This window comes from Listeria sp. LM90SB2 (assembly GCF_028867355.1).
Classification (GTDB): Bacteria; Bacillota; Bacilli; order Lactobacillales; family Listeriaceae; genus Listeria; species Listeria monocytogenes_B.
Window position 1 is genome coordinate 880,130 of sequence record NZ_CP046449.1, and the last position, 20,791, is coordinate 900,920.

At 37.2% G+C, this 20,791-nt stretch carries 14 protein-coding genes and 1 riboswitch; of the genes, 10 read left to right on the top strand and 4 right to left on the bottom strand.

What is annotated here, in order from left to right; genetic code table 11:
* The first annotated feature begins 23 nt into the window (after positions 1–23).
* From GL301_RS04285 to GL301_RS04300, 4 genes are all read left to right on the top strand, one after another.
* Positions 24–308, top strand: coding sequence for a transposase (locus GL301_RS04285; protein WP_003731459.1), 285 nt, complete (start codon positions 24–26; stop codon positions 306–308).
* A 191-nt stretch (positions 309–499) separates the two neighbouring features.
* The gene (locus GL301_RS04290) at positions 500–1,390 is read left to right on the top strand and encodes an Rgg/GadR/MutR family transcriptional regulator (RefSeq protein WP_003724765.1); all 891 of its coding nucleotides are present in this window, start codon (positions 500–502) and stop codon (positions 1,388–1,390) included.
* A gap of 134 nt (positions 1,391–1,524) precedes the next feature.
* Positions 1,525–2,238 (top strand): diguanylate phosphodiesterase, encoded by a 714-nt coding sequence (locus GL301_RS04295; RefSeq protein WP_072217663.1) that lies wholly within the window; start codon positions 1,525–1,527, stop codon positions 2,236–2,238.
* On the top strand, positions 2,231–3,235 hold the full coding sequence (locus tag GL301_RS04300) for a MucBP domain-containing protein (RefSeq protein ID WP_010958814.1): 1,005 nt from the start codon (positions 2,231–2,233) through the stop codon (positions 3,233–3,235). The genes GL301_RS04295 and GL301_RS04300 overlap by 8 nt, the downstream gene beginning before the upstream one ends.
* Before the next feature lie 42 nt (positions 3,236–3,277).
* On the opposite strand, the gene psiE is transcribed toward GL301_RS04300, so the two are convergent.
* Positions 3,278–3,691 carry a phosphate-starvation-inducible protein PsiE gene (gene psiE, locus GL301_RS04305; protein ID WP_003721401.1) on the bottom strand — a complete coding sequence of 138 codons (414 nt, stop codon included), beginning with the start codon at positions 3,689–3,691 and terminating at the stop codon, positions 3,278–3,280.
* Positions 3,692–3,779: 88 nt separating this feature from the next.
* Between psiE and GL301_RS04310 the strand changes: the two genes are divergently transcribed.
* Together GL301_RS04310 and hpt are read left to right on the top strand one after the other, a co-directional pair.
* Positions 3,780–5,501, top strand: coding sequence for an ABC transporter ATP-binding protein (locus GL301_RS04310; protein ID WP_012681182.1), 1,722 nt, complete (start codon positions 3,780–3,782; stop codon positions 5,499–5,501).
* A gap of 293 nt (positions 5,502–5,794) precedes the next feature.
* Positions 5,795–7,180 (top strand): hexose phosphate transporter Hpt, encoded by a 1,386-nt coding sequence (gene hpt / locus GL301_RS04315; RefSeq protein WP_003734276.1) that lies wholly within the window; start codon positions 5,795–5,797, stop codon positions 7,178–7,180.
* A 107-nt stretch (positions 7,181–7,287) separates the two neighbouring features.
* Here hpt and GL301_RS04320 read toward each other — a convergent pair whose 3' ends face one another.
* Both GL301_RS04320 and GL301_RS04325 read right to left on the bottom strand, forming a co-directional pair.
* Positions 7,288–8,499: an MFS transporter gene (locus GL301_RS04320; protein WP_021496216.1), complete on the bottom strand. Its 1,212-nt coding sequence runs from the start codon at positions 8,497–8,499 to the stop codon at positions 7,288–7,290.
* Positions 8,500–8,628: 129 nt separating this feature from the next.
* Positions 8,629–9,099 carry a MarR family transcriptional regulator gene (locus GL301_RS04325; RefSeq protein WP_003724771.1) on the bottom strand — a complete coding sequence of 157 codons (471 nt, stop codon included), beginning with the start codon at positions 9,097–9,099 and terminating at the stop codon, positions 8,629–8,631.
* 201 nt (positions 9,100–9,300) lie between these two features.
* On the opposite strand from GL301_RS04325, the gene GL301_RS04330 reads away from it, so the two are divergent.
* Both GL301_RS04330 and GL301_RS04335 read left to right on the top strand, forming a co-directional pair.
* Complete coding sequence (locus tag GL301_RS04330) at positions 9,301–11,943, top strand: calcium-transporting ATPase (RefSeq protein WP_003731455.1); 2,643 nt, start codon at positions 9,301–9,303, stop codon at positions 11,941–11,943.
* Between the two features lie 451 nt (positions 11,944–12,394).
* Positions 12,395–18,478, top strand: coding sequence for a putative cellulose-binding protein LCP (locus GL301_RS04335; RefSeq protein WP_010958816.1), 6,084 nt, complete (start codon positions 12,395–12,397; stop codon positions 18,476–18,478).
* A gap of 137 nt (positions 18,479–18,615) precedes the next feature.
* Here the strand turns inward: GL301_RS04335 and GL301_RS04340 are convergent, their stop codons facing one another.
* Positions 18,616–18,873 carry a DUF1294 domain-containing protein gene (locus tag GL301_RS04340; protein ID WP_003724774.1) on the bottom strand — a complete coding sequence of 86 codons (258 nt, stop codon included), beginning with the start codon at positions 18,871–18,873 and terminating at the stop codon, positions 18,616–18,618.
* Between the two features lie 78 nt (positions 18,874–18,951).
* Here GL301_RS04340 and GL301_RS04345 point away from each other — a divergent pair, with 78 nt between their 5' ends.
* Together GL301_RS04345 and GL301_RS04350 are read left to right on the top strand one after the other, a co-directional pair.
* Positions 18,952–19,329 carry a RidA family protein gene (locus GL301_RS04345; protein WP_003724775.1) on the top strand — a complete coding sequence of 126 codons (378 nt, stop codon included), beginning with the start codon at positions 18,952–18,954 and terminating at the stop codon, positions 19,327–19,329.
* A 64-nt stretch (positions 19,330–19,393) separates the two neighbouring features.
* Positions 19,394–19,491, top strand: a riboswitch (SAM riboswitch).
* Positions 19,492–19,585: 94 nt separating this feature from the next.
* On the top strand, positions 19,586–20,689 hold the full coding sequence (locus GL301_RS04350; RefSeq protein ID WP_010958817.1) for a 5-methyltetrahydropteroyltriglutamate--homocysteine S-methyltransferase: 1,104 nt from the start codon (positions 19,586–19,588) through the stop codon (positions 20,687–20,689).
* Positions 20,690–20,791: the final 102 nt, after the last annotated feature.

Consider the following 20,791-nt stretch of genomic DNA (forward strand, 5'->3'; position numbering starts at 1 on the left):
AACGCACAGGAAAGGAACTGTTCATGCCTAAAAAATTATATAATGAAAAATTCAAAAAAAGTCTAGTCTATTTGTATCACCAAGGAACACCAAAGTATACGCTATGTAATGATTTTGGTGTCTCAATAGCATCTCTTACAAGATGGATTAAATTTTATAACACAGAAAATATAGATTTAAACGAAGCTACCAATATTTTACAAATGTATGAATTAAAAAAACAAAAATCGGTACTAGAGGCAGAAATTTCTGCTTTATCAGAAGCTATCACGATTTTTAACATGGAGACGAGTAGTGTCGAAAATTAAGTGAAATCCACTCATATATTACTATGGGTGGATTTTTTTATGTGGTAATACCCGTAAGTGACATTTTTGTAAGTTTCATTTTTAGAGTAAAAGCGTTAAACTACTAAAGCGAATATTGGGGATTACAAGATTAATATTGTACATACAAGATAACCTTATTTTCTGAAACTGATATATAGGAGACGATATCAATGGTTGCGTATGGTGAGTTAATTCGCGAAGTACGACTTTCAAAAGGATTGACGCAAAAAGAAGTTTATACAGGGGTAATTTCAAAATCATATGCAATAGGTTTTGAAAAAGGAAAACATGATATTACATTAGTACTATTTGAAGAAATTTTAGAACGAGTAATGCTAAGTTCGGATGAATTTTTCTTTATGAATAGAGGTTATTCTTTAGCGGAGGAAGACAATTTTTGGTACAAATTTGCAAATGCAGCTAATCAAAAAAGTTTGGCAGACTTACAAGAATTATACCAAGAAGTGTTGCAGCAAACAGGAGATAGAGCCAATCTAAGAAAAGCAATTGTCCACTCAAGAATGGAAATTAATGAACAATTTCTATTAAATAATCGATTTGACGTTAGTATTGTTTCTGAGAAAGATAAAGCAGTTATCCAAACGTATTTGTGGAAAGTCCAATCATGGACACTAGAAGAAATTCGGATTTTCGCTAATTCAGTGGACTATTTTGAAGAAGATGTACAAATTTATTTTTTTCAATTGGTCTTGAAGTCACTCGAAAAATATAAACATTACGATCGTGGCAAAAAAGTATTTTCCACGCTTCTATCCAATATAATTGAAGAACTAATTACCCGTAATCAATTAGAATATGCCGCGCAATTATTAGAAATACTGCACGAACTGTCTTCTACGCATGACTGTGCTTTTTACCGGATTATGCATAATTACTATCAAGGCTTAATCTGGATGAAAAATGACCAGGTCGAACAAGGCTTAAAAGAGTCTAAAAGTGCCATTCGAATTTTAGATGTACTGGATTACAAATCCCTTGCACAACTTTATAATACATTACTTCAACAGTTTTTAGAAAAAGAGAATATCCAAATAGTTTAAAGTAAAGCAGGTACCCGTAATAGGGTATCTTTTTTTGGTCTTATATATAAGACCAAATGAGTTTTATGGCACATATGTTGTATTATTTGGAATGTACTAATTTTCACATGCTTTTTTGGAAAGGAGAGATTTTTATATTAAATCAAAAATATCAATTACTACTTCAAAATGAGTATGATACTAAAAGTGGTGATTTAGTCAAAAAAGAAATAGTTGCTATTAAAAAAACTAAAAATCTCTTGGAAGATCTAACTACGCATTTGTTATGTGTTACAAATCAAACAGAGTATGGAAAATTTATCAATTGGTATGAAATGGAAGTTAAAAAAGTTCTACAAGTTTATCCCAATCAGCACTTTATTGTTAAAATTTCCTTTCAACAATTATATTTTCGGGAAACAATGCTGTTGCTTGAGAATTTGCAGAAAGATAGCCGGCGAATAACGATTGAACTAGTTGGGGATAGTCAGATTAGCCCTAATTCAAAGGAACATTTTTCCGCAGAAGACAGTGACGCTTTTTTGAAAGGGAAGTTGAAAATGTTGAGAAAGTGGCATTATTTTATTTCAAAGCATATTGAAAGTGGTGCCATCGAACAAACGCTGATTTTTACGCCCTATATTGATGAATTGAAATATAGTTTAACGCAAAAGTCGAAGCTCTTAAACAATATTACAGAATTAAAGTTTTTTCTATCATTTTGGAAAAACTGGGCCGAACTTCGATTTGTTGATTTTTTAGTTTTAGTAGATGAAAAAAACGAATTTGTATCGTATGTACTTTTACCAGATGAATTAAATGTACGTTGCAAAATGTATGAGAACTTTGGAGGAATGGTCAGTGAGTAAAAATGTAAAAAAAATAGTGATAACAATCTTAGCATTAATAATGACAGTAGGATTGGCGAGTGGGTTTATCTCACCTATAAAAGCAAGTGCAGCCACAAATAATTTCACGGTTAAAGTGGAATATGTTGATGCAGACGGAGCCGAGATTGCTCCTTCAGATACATTAACTGATTATCATTATGTATCTACACCAAAAGATATTCCTGGCTATAAATTAAGAGAAATACCTCATAATGCGACAGGCAATATCACAGATACTGGGATTATCGTGCGTTACATATATGATAAAATAATCGATGTAAGCTACGTAGATGAAACTGGCAAAGACTTATTACCAGTAGTAGAAATCATCGATAGCGAAGCAGCTATTTTAGAGACAATACCTGACTATACATTTGTAAGAAAAGACATTAGCATAGATGGCTCGCATATCATTTTTCGCTATAAAAAGAATATTTCTACCATTCCAGAGTTCGGGAAACCGAATCAAGTCACTGTAAATTATCTGGATGAAAACAATACTTCAATTGCCCCGTCATTATATTTGAGCGGACTTTTCAACGAAGCATACAATGTTCCGATGAAAAAAATTAAAGGTTATACTTTATTAAAATACGATTCGGAAATTCTTGGCGTTTTTACCGAATCACCACAAACAATCAACATCATTTATCAAAAAAAAGCGCCTGAGCAAGCACCAAGCATGGAACCATTACCTGATACAGCTGTTCCAGAAAATCCGCCAGTAGAAAAAGCAAAAATAAAGAAATCAAAAATAGAAACCACAGAAAAGCGAACTATATCAAAAGCAAAAATCGAACCAAAAGCATTGAAATTAACCAAAGTTGAACAAAAAAAACAAGAGACGAAAGATCGCTTGCCAAAAACAGGTGATAGCTCGGTAAATTTATTAATTACGTGCCTCGGAATTATTGCCATATCGTGTGGCGTTTACTTACTCGTACAACAAAGCCAGAAGCGTTGTCGTAAAGAATAGAAAATAAAAACAAGCAATCCGAAAATAGGATTGCTTGTTTTTTTACCCTTCTCGTTTAAGCATCTTTGTATTAGCTAAAAACAGTGCAGCGACGAGTAAAAGAATCGCGCCTGAAAGTATTAGCGTCGAAGTTGCGCTAGAGTGGTCGACAATAATAAATCGAATAATCGCTGTGATACCAATATAAATGAAATAGCGCAACGGGAAATGAAAATGAGATTCGAAATATTTAACAATCAGCGCAATAAATTCAAAGTAAAGGAAAAACGTCAAAATATCTTGTGTCATATAATAGTAAGAAACGTCTGTATCTAAAAAGAAAATATTATTGAAAATCGTAAATGCCTCTCTAATTAAAAAAGCAACAAGGGTAAAACCGACCATAATAAGCGCCAGATTTAGGGTGATTCGTAGCAGGATGGGAACAATAGAAGAAATTTTTTCTAATCGTTTCATCAGTTGCCTCCTTTCCAAAAACGATATCGCTTTTTTAGTTATTTTACACTATAATGGGAACCATGACTATTTTTAAGGGGGGATTGTTATTCTAAAACGCTTTTTTAGTTATTATAAGCCGTATCGAACACTTTTTATCATTGACTTTGGTTGCGCCGTCTTAGCAGCTATTTTGGAGCTGGCTTTTCCAGTCGCGGTTAACCACGTGATTGATACATTACTTCCAGGAAAAGATTTTGGGCTGATTATTACTGCGGCACTTGCCTTATTATTCTTCTACATACTTAACACATTTATGCAGTACATTGTCACTTATTTTGGACATATGCTTGGTCTTAACATAGAAACAGATATGCGTAGAGATTTATTCAGTCATTTGCAAAAACAACCATTTGGCTTTTACGACAATCAGAAAACCGGAAAATTGATGTCACGAATGACGACTGACTTATTTGAAATTGGTGAAGTAGCGCATCATGGTCCAGAAGATATTTTTATTTCGATTATGTCCCTTTTCGGTGCATTTTTCTTAATGTTGAATATCAATGTGAAATTAGCGATTTCGACGTTTATTCTAGTACCGATTTTGACTGTATTAATTGTTTACTTCAACAAACGAATGACCAAAGTAACAACCGGGATTTTTAAAGATTTAGGGAATTTTAATGCTGGAGTGGAAAATGCAATTAGCGGGGTGCGTGTCGTGCAAGCATTCGCCAACGAACCACATGAAAAAGGGCGTTTTAGAGTGCTCAACCAAGCGTATCGTCAGTCAAAATTAATGTTCTACAAAGTGATGGGCTTGAGTTTTTCGTTTAACTATTTTCTGATGCGATTGATTAGTTTATTTGCCCTTTTATTCGGAGCTTATTTTACGATTAATGGCGAAATATCATACGGGGAATTTGTCGGATTTATCTTGCTAACAAACGTGTTCATTCGACCAATCGAGAAAATCAACAACGTAATCGAAAGCTATCCAAAAGGCTTTGCAGGGTTTAAGCGATTCCTAGAAGTCATGGATACAGAACCAGCAATCCAAGACGAAAAAGACGCAAAACCAGCCAAGGCGTTCCGCGGTGACATTGCTTACAACCATGTATCTTTTGAATATAGCGATGGGAAAAATGTACTAAATCATATAAATCTTTCTATCAAAGCCGGCGAAACCGTTGCCTTTGTTGGGCCAAGTGGAGCTGGGAAAACGACGATTTGTAATTTGTTACCACGTTTTTACGATGTGTCAGCTGGAGAGATTACAATTGACGGTGAAAATATTAAACGATTTACTTTACCGTCTTTACGAGCACAAATCGGTGTCGTGCAACAAGATGTCTTTTTGTTTTCCGGTACAGTTCGCGAAAATATTGCGTACGGAAAATTAGACGCTAGCGATGAAGAAATCGAGCATGTCGTGAAACTTGCCCATCTTTCCAAGGTAGTAGAAGAAATGCCAGATGGTCTTGACACCATCATTGGTGAGCGCGGAGTCAAACTTTCTGGGGGACAAAAACAACGGTTAGCTATTGCGCGAATGTTTTTGAAGAACCCACCGATTTTAATTTTAGATGAAGCGACGTCAGCACTTGATACGGAAACAGAGCAAGTGATTCAAGCCTCGCTAGAAGAGTTAGCGGAAGGAAGAACGACTTTAATTATCGCGCACAGACTCGCAACGATTAAGCATGCCGATCGAATTATCGTTGTAAATGAAACGGGCATCGCAGAAACTGGGACGCATAATGAGCTTTTAGCGCAAGATAATGGTGCCTATAAGCGATTATATGATGCTCAGTTTAATACGATTTAACGAGTAAAAACTTTCGGGTTTTAGGAAATATTTTACTAAAAGGAAAGCAGGAATTATTTGGGAACCCCAAGATAATTCCTGCTTTTTTGTTTTCTGCATGATAACAAGTGTTAATGACGGAAATAGAATTTCTGTTTTATATTTTTAGCAGCGCAAAAGGGGAAATAAAGCATTTGGACAGCAGAGGTGATTGCTTTAGAAAAATTGATAGACTTTATATGGAAACGTTTGCGTAATAATGCTCATCGCATTCTAAATTTGGAATGAAAATTACACTTGAAAGGAAATTTATAATGTCATTATTCAGTTTAAAAAGAAAGAACTATTTTGTTCCACTAGAAATTCAAAGGCAACAATGGTTCAAACACTTTATCGTTGCATTTATGTCTGTATTTATTTGTTATCTAACGGTCTATCTTCTAAGGAATAACTTTAAAGCGGCTCAGACATTGTTAATTGAGCAGAACCATTTCAGCACCACAGAACTAGGAATGATTGGTTTAGCTTTTTCTGTTATGTACGGAATTGGAAAAACGATTTTAGGGTATGCCGTGGATGGAAGAAATGCTAAAAAAATAATGAGTTTTTTATTAGGGATTTCCGCCATTATATCAATTATTATTGGAATACTTTTAGTTACAAAGCAAGCAACAGTGGGTATATTGTTTATCCTTTGGGGAGCAAATGGATTTGTGCAATCACCAGGTGGACCGGCTTCCTATTCAACTATCACACGATGGACGCCAAAATTGAAAAGAGGAAGATGGTTAGGCTTTTGGAATGCCTCGCATAATATAGGTGGTGCTTTAGCGGGAATTGTTGCTTTTTGGGGTGCGACTACTTTCTTTAATGGCGGGGCAGGGGGAATGTTTATCGTTCCGGGTATCATTGCGATCATCATTGCAATTATTTGCTTCTCCGTGGGGCATGATGAACCAGAAGAATTAGGATGGAACTCTGCCGCTGAAATTTTTGAAGAGCGGGAAGAACAAGGAGAATCGGAGACAAAAGACCTTTCTAGATTTCAAATTTTGTGTCGATTTGTTATTAATAATCCATGGGTATGGACTTTATGTGTCATAAATATATTCATCTATATTGTTAGAATTGGTATTGATAATTGGGCGCCCGTTTATTGTATTCAAGCGCTAGGATGGAGTACAAAAGATGCAATTATGACTATTTCTTTTTTTGAAATTGGAGCATTGCTAGGTTCATTATCGTGGGGCTGGCTCTCAGATATTATGAAAGGCCGCCGTATGCTTTGCTCTATTATTGCAGTTGTCATTGAATTTTTCATGTTAATTAGTTATTCGCAAGTTACAAGTGTTTATAGCATGTATACGGTATTATTTATTTTAGGATTCTTAGTATTTGGCCCCCAACTTTTAATTGGTGTGTCGGTGATCGAGTTTGTTCCTAGAAATGCTTTAGCTGTAACAAATGGCTTAACTGGAACGTTTGCATACTTATTCGGAGATTCTTTTGCTAAAGTCTTTCTAGGATATATCGCAGACCCAACAAAAGCGGGTATACAAATATTTGGCTATACTTTACACGGCTGGGGCGCAACTTTTACCATTATGTTTACAGCTTTAATTATTGCAGGCTTAATGATGATTCCAGTTGCATTAAAACAAGAGAAAATCATCCGACAAGCAAAAGTTTTACATCTATAAGTTGAAAAGTAATGAGTGAAGATAAACTAATTACTAAAAAGGTATCCTAATTAATAGTATAAGGATACCTTTTTCATTACAAAATGGTTTGTTAAATACGAAAAACATTATTTTGCTAAAGAAGTCTTTTTATAAAGAATAAAAATTGCAACAGTGATTAAAAGGACACCCATAACAGCTGGAGCGGCATGGCCAAGCGTAATATAAAGTTGCCCACCGATAACGGGTCCGATAATACGCGCCACCGACTGAATGGCTTGGCTACCTCCTTGAATCCGACCTTGTTCGCTAGCGCTAGCAGATTTTGAAACCATGCCGTTAAACGAAGGTCCGAAAATCGAGTCGCCAAAACCGAAAACGAACATTCCGATAACGAGTAGCGGTGCAAGTGTGAAAATCGAGGAAGCTGCAATAAGCAAATAGCCAATAATCTCAGCAATCATCCCCAAAATAGCTATTTGTTTGTCCGTTAACTTGAGTAGTAATTTTGGCATAACAAAAGCTTGCGACAAGATATCTTGAATTCCCATAATGGAAAACATCATCCCAATTAAAGCTGGCTTCCAACTGAAACTATCAATGGCGAATTGAGACATGACAGCTTGCAAGGAACCATTAGGAACCCAAATGAAAAATGCAGCAATCAGTAAACGTCCTAAGTTTTTGATGGTCAGAATTTTAAGCAGCTGGGAAAACGGATTGAGTCGCATAAGCGGAATTCGTTTTAAACGATTTGCTTCTTCTAAACTCTCAGGCATGTAGAAATAACCGAATAAAAAGTTGATGAAAGTAATCGCTGCTCCAAAGAAAAATGGCATTGCGTAACCAAAGTGGGCAAGCAATCCACCGAAAGCCGGACCAAGCGCAGCACCCGCACCAGCTGCAGCGCTAACCCAACCAAAGTATTTCGTCCGCTCCTCTTGAGGCGTAATATCAGCAAAGAAAGCAAATAGTGTACTTATGCTACCACCAGTGATTCCTTCAAAAATTCGACCAAGAAAGAGCACCCAAAGCGCCCCACCAAGACCGAAAATAAAGTAACCAATCGCAGAGCCGATAAAACAAATGAGTAACACTGGTCGTCTGCCAAATCTGTCACTTAAAGCACCAAGACCAGGCGCAGCAAAGAACACGCAAAGCGCATAAACAGATGTGAGCAGTGTCACCATAAGCGCTTGATCACTAGCATTTGTTACGTAAGGTGTTACGAGAAACGGGACAACGGGCATAATAATACTAAACCCCATCCCACAAAGGAAGACAGATATAAGACCGAAAAGTAAAGTTTTCTTATTAATAATAGATTTAGTTGAAGACATGTAATACTCCTATCGATTGTAATTAGTGTCCTAGGAAACATAATTAGCTTAACTCGTTTTTGTTTCCTTGTCAACAAAAATAAAACAATAAAAAACAACCTAACTTGAAAAATTAGGCTGTTACTAGGTTTATTCGGATTTTTGATTGTAAACTTTCTGCATTTCATTATCTAAATGACGACTATATTTATCCACAAATTTTAACACTTCCGCATATTGTGCATCCGTTACGTCTTCGAAAACTACCTTGTCACGATCGAGGAATTCTTGATGCAAATCATCGTGGACTTGGTTAATTTCAGCGCCTTTAGCTGTTAGACGGAAATAAATTTCTTTCTTATTCTCCGGTTTTTGATAACTTTCAATATAGCCTTTATCCATCAGCTTTTTTGTAATTTTGCTAATCGCGCTCTTTGTCATATAGAAGGCTTCCGCGAGTTTCGTTACATTAGGATCTTCATTTTTGGCAATGTATTCGATGCAGTGGACTTCAGAAGGTTTATATCCCTCTAGCGCTTTTTCCATCTTCACTTTATTAATCCAAGCGAGCTTATTAAATAAATCTCTGACGTTCGCCATGACTTGTTCATTTTTATCCATGCCATGCCCTCCTACTCTATCTGCTTGTAGTATAGCTGTTTTTTGTGTCCGGTTCAACTATTTATTGCCTTTCGTAGCTAAAAGGGGAACTTGAAAGCGCTGTTTGTTAAGAGTGTGTAAATTTCCAGTGTTATCAATATTATTTCACTGTTAAGATTTGTTATACTTAACACATAAACTGTTTGGAAGGGGCTGACATGATTGGAGATATACCGCAAAAGCGCGGCAGAAACATTTACACAACTAGAAGCAACAGAACAAGGCTTAACAACTAGTGAGGTAACAAAACGACAAGAAAAATACGGTTTTAACGAACTGAAGAATAAAAAGAAAGATCCACTTTGGAAACTTTTCCTGGAAACATTTAAAGATCCAATGGTTATTGTTTTAGTCATTGCTGCCTTAGTGCAGTTGGTTTTAGGCGAAGTGGTTGAATCGCTTATTATCTTTTTAGTACTTATTGTCAACTCGATTATTAGCGTAGTTCAGACGAGGAAAGCAGAAAGTTCGCTTGATGCATTACGAGAAATGTCTGCGCCGGTTGCCAAAGTAATTCGTGATGGCTCTAAGCAAAGTATTCATGCGCGCGAACTTGTTCCGGGTGACGTCGTTATTTTGGATGCTGGTGATTTCGTCCCAGCAGACGGCCGTTTGTTCGAAAGCGGCTCTTTAAAAATCGACGAAGGGATGCTTACTGGTGAATCGGAAGCGGTCGAGAAATATATTGATACCATTCCAGATGAAGTGGGGCTTGGCGACCGTGTGAATATGGTTTTCAGCGGTTCCCTCGTTGTATATGGTCGTGGGATGTTTGTTGTAACAGGCACAGCGAGCGAAACAGAAATCGGAAAAATCGCCGGACTTCTTGAAACAGCAGAAGCAAAACAAACACCACTACAAAGAAAACTAGAATCATTCAGTAAAAAGCTAGGACTCGGTATTTTAGCTCTCTGTGTACTTATTTTTGCAGTTGAAGCTGGTCGCGTATTACTCGGCGACAATTCAGCGGATATGGCAACGGCGATTTTAAATGCCTTTATGTTTGCCGTGGCCGTAGCTGTAGCAGCGATTCCGGAAGCACTTTCTTCTATTGTAACGATTGTACTTGCAGTTGGAACAAACAAAATGGCAAAGCAGCACGCGATTATTAGAAAGCTTCCAGCAGTTGAAACACTAGGCTCCACAAGCGTTATTTGTACAGACAAAACCGGAACGTTAACGCAAAATAAAATGACGGTCGTCGATTACTATTTACCCGATGGCACAAAAGAAAATTTCCCGGAAAGTCCAGAAAATTGGTCAGAAGGGGAACGCCGTTTGATTCATATTGCGGTACTTTGTAACGATTCAAATATTAACAGTGAGGGCAAGGAGTTAGGCGACCCGACCGAAGTGGCGCTAATTGCCTTTAGTAATAAAAATAATCAAGATTACAATGAAATTCGCGAAAAATTCATTCGTGAAGGCGAAATTCCCTTTGATTCAGATCGTAAGTTAATGTCTACGCTTCATACCTTTAATGAAAACAAGGCAATGCTAACAAAAGGCGGACCAGACGTGATGTTCGCGCGTTGCAGTTATGTTTTCCTTGATGGGGAAGAAAAGCCAATGACAGAAGAAATTTTAGCGAAATTAAAAGAAACAAATGAAGAATTTTCGAATCAGGCGCTCCGGGTCCTTGCTTACGGCTACAAACGGATGCCTGCTGATACAACTGAATTAAAATTAGAAGATGAGCAAGATATCGTTCTAGTTGGCTTAACTGCAATGATTGATCCGCCACGTGAAGCCGTGTATGCATCGATTGAAGAGTCCAAAAAAGCTGGCATTCGTACAGTCATGATCACCGGTGACCATAAAACAACGGCACAAGCAATCGGCCGTGACATTGGTTTAATGGATGCCGATGATATCGCATTAACAGGCCAAGAACTAGACGCAATGCCAGAAGAAGAACTCGACAAAAAACTAGAACATATCGCAGTCTACGCCCGAGTTTCACCAGAAAATAAAATCCGTATCGTCAAAGCTTGGCAGAAAAAAGGCAAAATCACAGCAATGACTGGCGACGGTGTCAATGATGCACCCGCTTTAAAACAAGCCGATATTGGTGTCGCAATGGGTAGCGGAACCGACGTTGCGAAAGACTCTGCCGCGATGATTCTGACCGATGATAATTTCGTTTCGATTGTGGATGCGGTTGGCGTTGGTAGAACCGTTTTTGACAATATTAAGAAATCAATTGCTTATCTATTTGCAGGAAACCTAGGTGCGATTATTGCGATTTTATTCGCGCTAGTGCTGGACTGGATTAACCCGTTCACTGCGTTACAATTACTATTTATCAACTTAGTCAATGACTCCTTACCAGCAATCGCACTAGGTATGGAAAAAGCAGAACCTGACGTAATGAAACGCAAACCGAGAGATATTAACGAAGGCATTTTTGCTGGTGGAACGATGCGCGCCGTTATCAGCCGCGGTGTATTAATCGGTATCGCTGTTATCATCTCACAATATATCGGGTTGCAAATTTCACCAGAGATGAGTGTTGCAATGGCATTTACTACGCTTATCCTAGCACGTACATTACAAACATTTGCAGCTCGCTCGAATGTCCAAACCGCATTTGGCGCAGGATTCTTCAGTAACAAATACGTAATCGGTGCGGTATTACTTTGTTTCGTCCTATACGGAATTACAGTATTACCAGGAGCTCGAGAAATTTTCTCAATCCCAGCATCATTTGGCCTACATGAATGGTCGATAGCAGCGGGGCTAGCACTTGCAGCAGTTGTGATGATGGAGATTATTAAATTAGTTCAGAATAAGTTTTTCAAATAAATTATATAAACACAGAAATCACTCGTTTGGCGGAGGATTTCTGTGTTTTTTCTTTCTATCCAAAATAACTTATGAGAATGATAAGTAGTCATTGCGCAGGTGAAAATTAATAATTAGTTGTTTTATTGGAAAAAGTACTAAAAAGGTAAAAAAACGATGAGATGAATTGTGTATGTGGTGAATTTTATTGGTGAATGGCTCTGTAAAAGGGAAGTGGAGAATCTTTTAAAAATTAATAACGATTCTTCATTTGTTAAATATGTCGGAATTGTGTCGGAAACCGCTTTTTTATATGACGAACTTTTGTATAAAATTCTTATATTCATTCTTTATTTTAAAAACTCATTTTAGTCATATGTACATAGAAGTTTTTAGCAAGTAATATAAGAGTTGCAATGTGATTACACATTATTTCGCAACTATAAAATATACTTTGAGGAGAGAACTCTTTATGATTAAAGCAACTAGAGCACGGCATTACCTCGTACTGTTAATGGCATTTTTCCTAGTACTAGGACAATTAAATTTAACAGCGCTTAAGGTTTTTGCAAAAGAAAATGGGAATGATGAGCTAACTTATGAAGTTCAGTCCAAATTGGCTGAAGATAAAAAATCAGCTGATTTAACCATTAAAGTAACACCAAAAAACGATCAGGTGAAAATCCTTACCATTGAAACACCTGATGGAGAGAAGAAAGAAGGCCAAGAAGTAAGCTATAAAGCCGAAAAAAATGGCACAACTAATTTCTTAATTAATTATCAAGATGCAAGCGAAGAAAAAGCAGAAACTAAAAAATATACTGCTTCTTATGAAGTAAATGATATAGTTTCGGATGATGAAGCAAATAAAGATAATACAACAGAGAAGGTAACTGAAAAAGAAGCTGATAATATTCAACCTCCTTCTACTAAAGATAGTAACAAAAATCTAAAATCACTTAAAGCAGGACAAACAACGGTTGATTTAAAAATACCTGATTATGACCAAACAGCATGGGCAAACGGTGATATTAAAGAAGTAACTGCAACAGTAAACTTTGGCGACAATACTTCTACTGGCAAAAAAGTAAATTTCACTTTACCAGATGGAATGCGTTTTGTTTCTTTGCCAGTGCCGAGCAACTATCAGGCTGGTTCGAATGTAGACAAAGGGGTTTTAAGTCATTTAGGGGCAAGTGATCCACTAGGAATAGCCATTACTTCGGTAAAAGTACCTGATAAAGAAAAAGCATATAATCAAGCCACTTTTGGAACAGTTAGTTATGAGCTAAGTCCAGGAACTGAAAAAGCGAGCTTTACTTTTTCTGTACGAGTAGATGCAGCAAAATATTACGGAGCAGTTGACTTAGCCACTCCAATAAAAACAGAAATTTTTATGGGTGAGACAACTTCACCAGTTGCTTCCGCGGAACAAGCGATTCATGCGGAAGGAAATAAGGTTGTAGGTTATACGAATCAGGATCATGTGAAAACTATGTTCCGAACTTGGTATAGTAATCAAAGGCTAACAGAAGTACTTGCAAGCACAGATACAACAGATTCTTATAACTATACAAAATCTTACTCTGTTGTGAATGGATTAAATAATTTAGACAACCGTGGATCAGCGTATTATCTAGCAAAAAACATAGAGATGACGCTTTATTATCCAGAAGGTATGGAGTTTGTAAACGTTGTGAATCATGGTGGTACGCCTTTAACGGATAATTCCAACCTAACTATTACTAATTATCCAAGTGAAAATAAGGTTGTAGTTGATTGTAAGCAATTAAATTTCAACTCAGCGAATAATTCTATTTACGGAGTCAAATATAAAGTGCCTAAAGGAACGCCTGTTGGAACTTATAGCACTGCAAAAGCGCCACATGCGGTTATCACAACGTATGATGGAGAAGTATTCGAAACCGATGCATTAACTAACAATACTAATGATTTAACTACTTTAGCTCCTCTAGATACTTGTAAAGTAGTTGATACTTCCAATAATAAAATGAATTTATTTTCAGCAAATGGAACAATCAACCCGGATAACGAAACTTGGGCTGGTAGTATCCAAATCGATAATAAAAGAACATCTGGTGTGAAGAAAAATCAAATGTATCACATTGAATTTGATCCTAACTGGGAAGCCTACATGGTCAATATCCCTTTTGATAGCACCATTTCAGAAAATAAAATAACTGATGTTCAATATAAAACAAATTTAAACGACACATTCCGAACGTATGAAGGAGCGCTCACTAAAAATAATAACCAAATGTATCGCTTAGATGCAAACGCAGTGGAGCTTCAAGAAGGTGAGTATTTCACAGAAGTGAAAGCGAATGTGGGAGACTTTTCACCTGGATATCAGAATACAGAAGCTTCGGCTACCTATCGTTGGAACTCAACTGTTTCGTACGGAAAAGTTAAGCCAGGAATTACATCAGTTCAATATAAAGGTTCCATTTGGGATGCTGATGATGAGGCTGAAACAAAATCTTCTGCGACATCAACTTATAGTGTTTTAAATACAGAAAGTACCGCAGCAAATGGTACGGCTGCTTTCTACGATAAAGCTGGTAATGTAGTAAAAACAGCTAGTCCAGGAGAAACCATTAAAACAAAAGCAACATTACTTTTATCAGACTATCCTTATGGGACTAGAACTGTACTCAATAACCCAGAAGTATATTTACGTGCTTTAGAAGGTACAAAAGTTCTGCCTTCTTCTATTAAACTGACAGACCAAGATGGGAAAGATGTTAATTTCTCCATTCAGCAGGAAACGGCAAATAATGGAGATAAGGTTTATGTATTAAAGACAACGGATGTTTCCGTAGGGGCATTTACGGGATACCCGGCTAAGAGTAAATTTCTAAATATCAGTTACGACACAACATTTGATGTAACATTAGCTAAGAGTATCAATATGGATGCACAAGAAGTCCTTGCATGGGGCGGCCCCAATGTTGCTTCCGCAATTGCCAATAATAACTTTTCAGATGTAGGTCTAGATGTTAATAAAAATGGCAAAGACAATGAAAAATTACTTTCTGTTAACAGTAGTACTTTAAGTGTTCCAAAACAAGACACCGTTGCAGTGGAAACTTTCTTGAGCATAGCTGGAGAAGGAGAAAAAGCAGCTTATACTGAAGGCGATGATAGTACAGTTTCTTACTTCACACCAGGAACAGATGCTGAATACACAGTTCAAATCACTAACGCATCTAATGGGGAAGCAACCACTTTTGAACTTTATATTCCAATCCCAAAAACTGGTCAAAACTTCGGAGAAAAATTCCAAAGTGAAGCATTTAAGTGGGACATGAAGTTAAATAGCGCACTTGCAATTAATGACGAACAGAAAAATCAATTTGAAGTGAGCTATGCAACGCAAGCCAATGAAAATAATTATGACTCAACTAGTATTTATACAGAGACAGTGTCAGATTATGAAAAAGTAAATATGGTTCGAATTAAAGTAAAAACGCAAATTAATGCTGGAGAAGCACAAACTTTCAAAGTTCCACTTAAAGTAGACGAAACTTTTGATTCTGCGACGGAAGGGAATAAGATTGGTGAACGTGATGTTTACAATCCTTTCTACCGAGTAATAACCAATACTTTCTCTGGTTCATTATCAGGAACAAAAGTAGGGGCTGAACTTGTCATTGGCGAAGTTTCGGGAACATTATTTAATGACAAAGATGTTAACGGGATTTATGAAAAAGCAAAAGGTGATGAACCATTAGCTAATGAAACAGTGGAGCTTTATAAGTGGAATGATGCAACCTCTAATTATGAACCTGCTAAGAAAGCGGGAGAAAATGTAACTACTAAAACTAATAGTGATGGGAAATACAGCTTTGATTACAATTCTGGTGTAGGCTATGGTAATTATGCTGTGAAATTCCCAGAAAAAGCAGGTTATCAATTTACGTTGAAAAATGTAGGAAAAGATGTCACATTAGACAGTGATGTACCATACAGCGGTGCAGAAAAAGGTTGGAATAAAGAAATTGATCCAACACAACCAAACGCACAATATATCAATGCGGGATACTATGCTTATAATCCTACGCAAGATTTAAAAGTTAACTTAAATGAAAAACAAGTTCAAATGGGTCGCAGCTTAGAAATCACTTTACCAAAAGTAGCTTCAACCACTGGACAAGCTGCCGAAGATACCATTGAACCAAGCTTCTTTAAGAATATTAAAGCAGCAACAAATGGCTACAAATGGACTGTTGCAGATACCAATGTAGCGACAGTACAAACGTTAGCTGATGGATCAGCTGCTGTCGTAGGTGTTTCCACAAACAATAAAACGATTGACGTAACGGATTTAACGATTACAATTCAAGATATTTTTGGTACAGAACAAAGCTCCACAGCTCCAGTATATGTTACTGGAACCGAGGGACAGGTTGCGCAACAAGACGGTTACACTATGGGTGCGACTGACTTTTCGATGGAGTATAAAGAAGCCACTGAATTAACGAAAGCTCAGGCACTAACTCTCGCGAAAACAGCCGCTTTTGAAGAAGTAAAAGATGGTGTTAATTCAAGCGCAGAAGATCGTTTAGATTCAGTACAAGTGAGTCAAACACAACTAGATGCAATAAAAAATGGTTCCAACCAAGGTAGTGTGTATCCATTAACTTACTCGATAACTAAAGATAGCAAAACTGTCTCAGTAACTATTCAAGTAACGGTAGCGAAAGATTTAACAGCGGTGAACGCACATGATTCTACTATTTATATAGGAGATGCATGGGAAGCAAAAGACAACTTTGATAGTGCGACAAATAAAGAAGGTGCCACTGATATAGCGTTTAGCGATGTGACAGTTACAGGAAGTGTGAATACAGCAGTAGCCGGTGTTTATCCAGTGACCTACACTTACAATGGCGTCTCTAAAAAAATTAATGTTACTGTCAAAGCTATAAAAACAGCAGTGAACGCACATGATTCCACAATTTATACAGGTGACACATGGAATGCGAGAGATAACTTTGATAGTGCGCTTGATAAAGATGGTAATTCTGTTGCCTTTGCTGATGTAACAGTGACAGGAAGCGTTAATACAAATGAAACTGGTACAAATACTATCACTTATAGCTACGATGGCGTTTCTCAAACTATTACAGTTACTGTTGTAGAAAATAAAGAAGGTATCAGTGCACATGATTCTACAATCTATGCAGGAGAATCATGGAATGCAAAAGATAATTTCGACAGCGCTTTTGATAAAGATGGGAATGCGGTTGACCTAGAAGACGTTACAGTCACAGAAAAACCAACCGTTGATACAACAAAAGCAGGTGCTTACGAAGTCACTTACAAATATGGAAAAGTATCGAAAAAAATCACTTTAACAGTGAAAGCTAAATTAACAGCAGTCAACGCACATGATTCCGCGATTTACATCGGAGATACGTGGAGTGCAGAAGATAACTTTGACAGTGCGCTGGATAAAGATGGCAATTCTGTCGCTTTTGCTGATGTCGAAGTTAAAGGAACCGTTGATACAGACAAAGCTGGAACATATCCAGTCACGTACACATATGACGGTGTCTCAAAAACAATTAATATCCAAGTAAAAGACATCTTAACAGCGGTGAACGCGCATGATTCTGAAATTTATATAGGGGACAACTGGAATGCCAAAGATAATTTTGACAGTGCCCAAGATAAAGACGGAAACACAGTAAATTGGAATGAAATCAATGTTTCGGAAAATCCAGCAGTTGATTTAGAAACAGTTGGTGTTTACCAAGTGACTTATAGTTATGGCGGTGTTTCGAAGACAATTAATCTGACTGTTCATCCAAGAAAAACAAGTCTAGAAGTCCATGACTCCACAATGTATACAGGAGATAAATGGAAAGCAGAAGACAACTTTGATAATGCTACAGATAAAAAAGGTGACCAAATTCCTTTCAAAGATGTAACTGTAACCGGACAAGTTGATTCTAAAACAGCAGGCACGTATGAAATAAGCTATATCTATGATGGATTGAAAAAAGTAGCACGAATTACTGTAATCAAAAATCAAGCACAAATCACTGTAAAAGATAGCGTCATTCCATACGGAGGAAAATGGGAAGCAGAAGCTAATTTTATAGGTGCGACAAACCGAGATGGTGTAGCAATTCCTTTCTCCAAAATTAAAGTAGATGGTACAGTAGATGTAAATAAAGCTGGTACGTACAAAGTGATTTATACGTATGATCCGAATGAAGGAACAGCGGATGCAGGTAAGAAAGAACTTTCTGTTACAGCTAATATTCAAGTAGAAGCAGAATTTGTAAAACCTATAAAACCAGTTGACCCATCAAAACCAACAGATCCTAAAAAACCATCAACAGAAAAAACACCATTGAAAGTAGTTGATAACAAGCAACATACTGCAACATATGAAGCAGCAAAACCATTACCAAAAACAGGAGACCAAACAAATAATTGGGTAATCTGGACAGGCATTTGCTTGCTAAGTATGAGCATGCTTCTATGGGTGGTAATGAGAGGAAGAAAGAAAAACTATCAGTAAGAGGAACCAACAGATAAAGGAAAGACAATAAGAAGGTAAACTAAATACCGACCAGATTTTTCTGGTCGGTATTTTTTTATCGAGAAATATAGAAGTTAATTGATGTTTTTTTGAGGTAATGCTACTGATTTGTTAATTCAGTACAACCACCAAATCACCATTCCAACAGTCCAAACCATCGCAAGCGGCACTAAAATCCGGAACTTTGGTTTTTGGGTTTTATGGTGAAATAGTTGCATCGACATCCAGCTACCAAACGCCCCACCAAGAAAAGCGGTGAAAAGCAGTACAGATTCAGGTATCCGGTAAGCGTGTTTAATTGCTTTCCGTTTATCAACAGCGAATAATAGAAAAGAAACAAGCGTTATCGCGATTAAATATATCGTTAAAATCATTTAGAAATCCCCCTTCATTGCTAAAACAAACTTTATTGATTAGAATAAAAGCATACCATAAAAGAAAGCAGGGATAAAATGGCAAAAGAAATTATTCAAACATCGTCAGCCCCAAAAGCACTTGGACCATACTCGCAAGCTGTAAAAGTGAATGGACTTATTTTTACATCAGGTCAACTCGGTATTAACCCGGAAACCGGCGAATTAGCAGATGGCACGACAAAACAAGCCGAGCAAGCTTTTAAAAATATAGCAGCAGTATTAGCAGAAGCTGGTTCTGGACTGGACAAAATTATTAAAGCAACTGTTTTCTTCAAAGATTTAAATGAATTTAAGGCCGTGAATGAAGTGTATGCGACATTCTTTTCTAGTGATTTTCCCGCGAGAAGTGCTTTCCAAGTAGCAAAATTACCGCTTGATGCTGCAATTGAAATCGAAGTTATCGCAGAAGCATAAATATTCAGAAATAAATTTGACAACCACAAGAAATAAACGATATAATAAGAACCAATTACATAGCAACTTATCAAGAAAGGTGGAGGGTTCTGGCCCCGTGAAGCCTTGGCAACCGGAAGTTTCACGGTGCCAAATCCAGCAGGTAACACTGACAGATAAGGCACGCGAATCAGGTAAATTACTCTTTCCCTTAAAAGCTGTCTTTTAAGGGAAAGTTTTTTTATACATAAAAATAATGAGAATTGAGGCGAAGAAAATGAATCAACTAGCACCATTTTATGCAGATCATGTGGGAAGTATATTAAGAACAAAGGGAATTAAGGACGCACGAGAGAAATTCCAAAGTGGTGAAATAACAGTCTCAGAGTTGCGCAAAATCGAAAATACAGAAATTAAATATATCGTTGAAAAACAGAAAGAAGTGGGCTTAAAATCAATCACAGATGGCGAATTTCGTCGTGCGTGGTGGCATTTTGACTTCTTGGAAAATTTGGACGGGGTAGAAGGGTACGATGCGGCTGGAGGTATTCAATTCAGCAAAGTCCAAACAAAATCACATTCGGTAAAAATTACCGGACCAATTGACTTTACGACACATCCATTTATAGAAGATTTTATTTTTCTTAAAGAGGCTGTGGGTGACAAGCATGTCGCGAAACAAACTATTCCAAGCCCAGCGATGCTTCATTATCGTGGGGATATAGAGTATCAGCCTTATTTAGATGATGCGGAGAAGTTTGCCAAAGATTTAGCTGTTGCGTATCAAAAAGCGATTCAAGCATTTTATGATGCCGGTTGTCGGTACTTGCAATTAGATGATACGTCGTGGAGTTATTTATGCTCTGATGAACAGCGTGAAGTCGTTCGCCAGAGAGGTTTTGACCCAGATACTTTACAAGAAACATATAAAAATCTTATCAATGATGCTATCAAATATAAACCAGCTGATATGGTCATTACGATGCACATTTGTCGTGGGAATTTCCGCTCCACTTGGATTGCAGAGGGCGGCTATGGCCCCGTTGCAGAAACGTTATTTGGCAAACTAAATATCGATGGTTTCTTTTTGGAGTATGATAATGAACGTTCTGGAGATTTTGCGCCACTAAAAAATGTCACCCGTCCAGACTTGAAAATCGTTCTAGGCTTAATTACATCCAAAACAGGTGAATTAGAGGACGAGGCAACCATTAAAGCACGGATTGAAGAAGCGAGTGGAATTGTGCCTCTAAGCCAGTTGCGCTTAAGCCCGCAATGCGGTTTCGCCTCGACAGAAGAAGGCAATATTTTGACGGAAGAAGAGCAGTGGGATAAATTGCGATATGTTGTCCGGCTTGCGAAAGATATCTGGGGCGAATAATAAATGAGGAGAACTAGCCGAAGAGTTTGTGCTAGTTCTTTTTGTGTCTTTACAAAAAGGATGACTAGGGATAGAATAGATGTTCTAGAAGGAGGGGGAGCC

Bases quoted from the DNA above. Each gene is read 5' to 3' on its own strand.
- GL301_RS04290 (WP_003724765.1), top strand. From the start codon at position 500: ATGGTTGCGTATGGTGAGTTAATTCGCGAAGTACGACTTTCAAAAGGA.
- GL301_RS04350 (WP_010958817.1), top strand. From the start codon at position 19,586: ATGAATCAACTAGCACCATTTTATGCAGATCATGTGGGAAGTATATTA.
- psiE (WP_003721401.1), bottom strand. From the start codon at position 3,691: ATGAAACGATTAGAAAAAATTTCTTCTATTGTTCCCATCCTGCTACGA.
- GL301_RS04325 (WP_003724771.1), bottom strand. From the start codon at position 9,099: ATGGATAAAAATGAACAAGTCATGGCGAACGTCAGAGATTTATTTAAT.
- GL301_RS04340 (WP_003724774.1), bottom strand. From the start codon at position 18,873: ATGATTTTAACGATATATTTAATCGCGATAACGCTTGTTTCTTTTCTA.
- GL301_RS04335 (WP_010958816.1), top strand. From the start codon at position 12,395: ATGATTAAAGCAACTAGAGCACGGCATTACCTCGTACTGTTAATGGCA.
- hpt (WP_003734276.1), top strand. From the start codon at position 5,795: ATGTCATTATTCAGTTTAAAAAGAAAGAACTATTTTGTTCCACTAGAA.
- GL301_RS04345 (WP_003724775.1), top strand. From the start codon at position 18,952: ATGGCAAAAGAAATTATTCAAACATCGTCAGCCCCAAAAGCACTTGGA.
- GL301_RS04320 (WP_021496216.1), bottom strand. From the start codon at position 8,499: ATGTCTTCAACTAAATCTATTATTAATAAGAAAACTTTACTTTTCGGT.
- GL301_RS04285 (WP_003731459.1), top strand. From the start codon at position 24: ATGCCTAAAAAATTATATAATGAAAAATTCAAAAAAAGTCTAGTCTAT.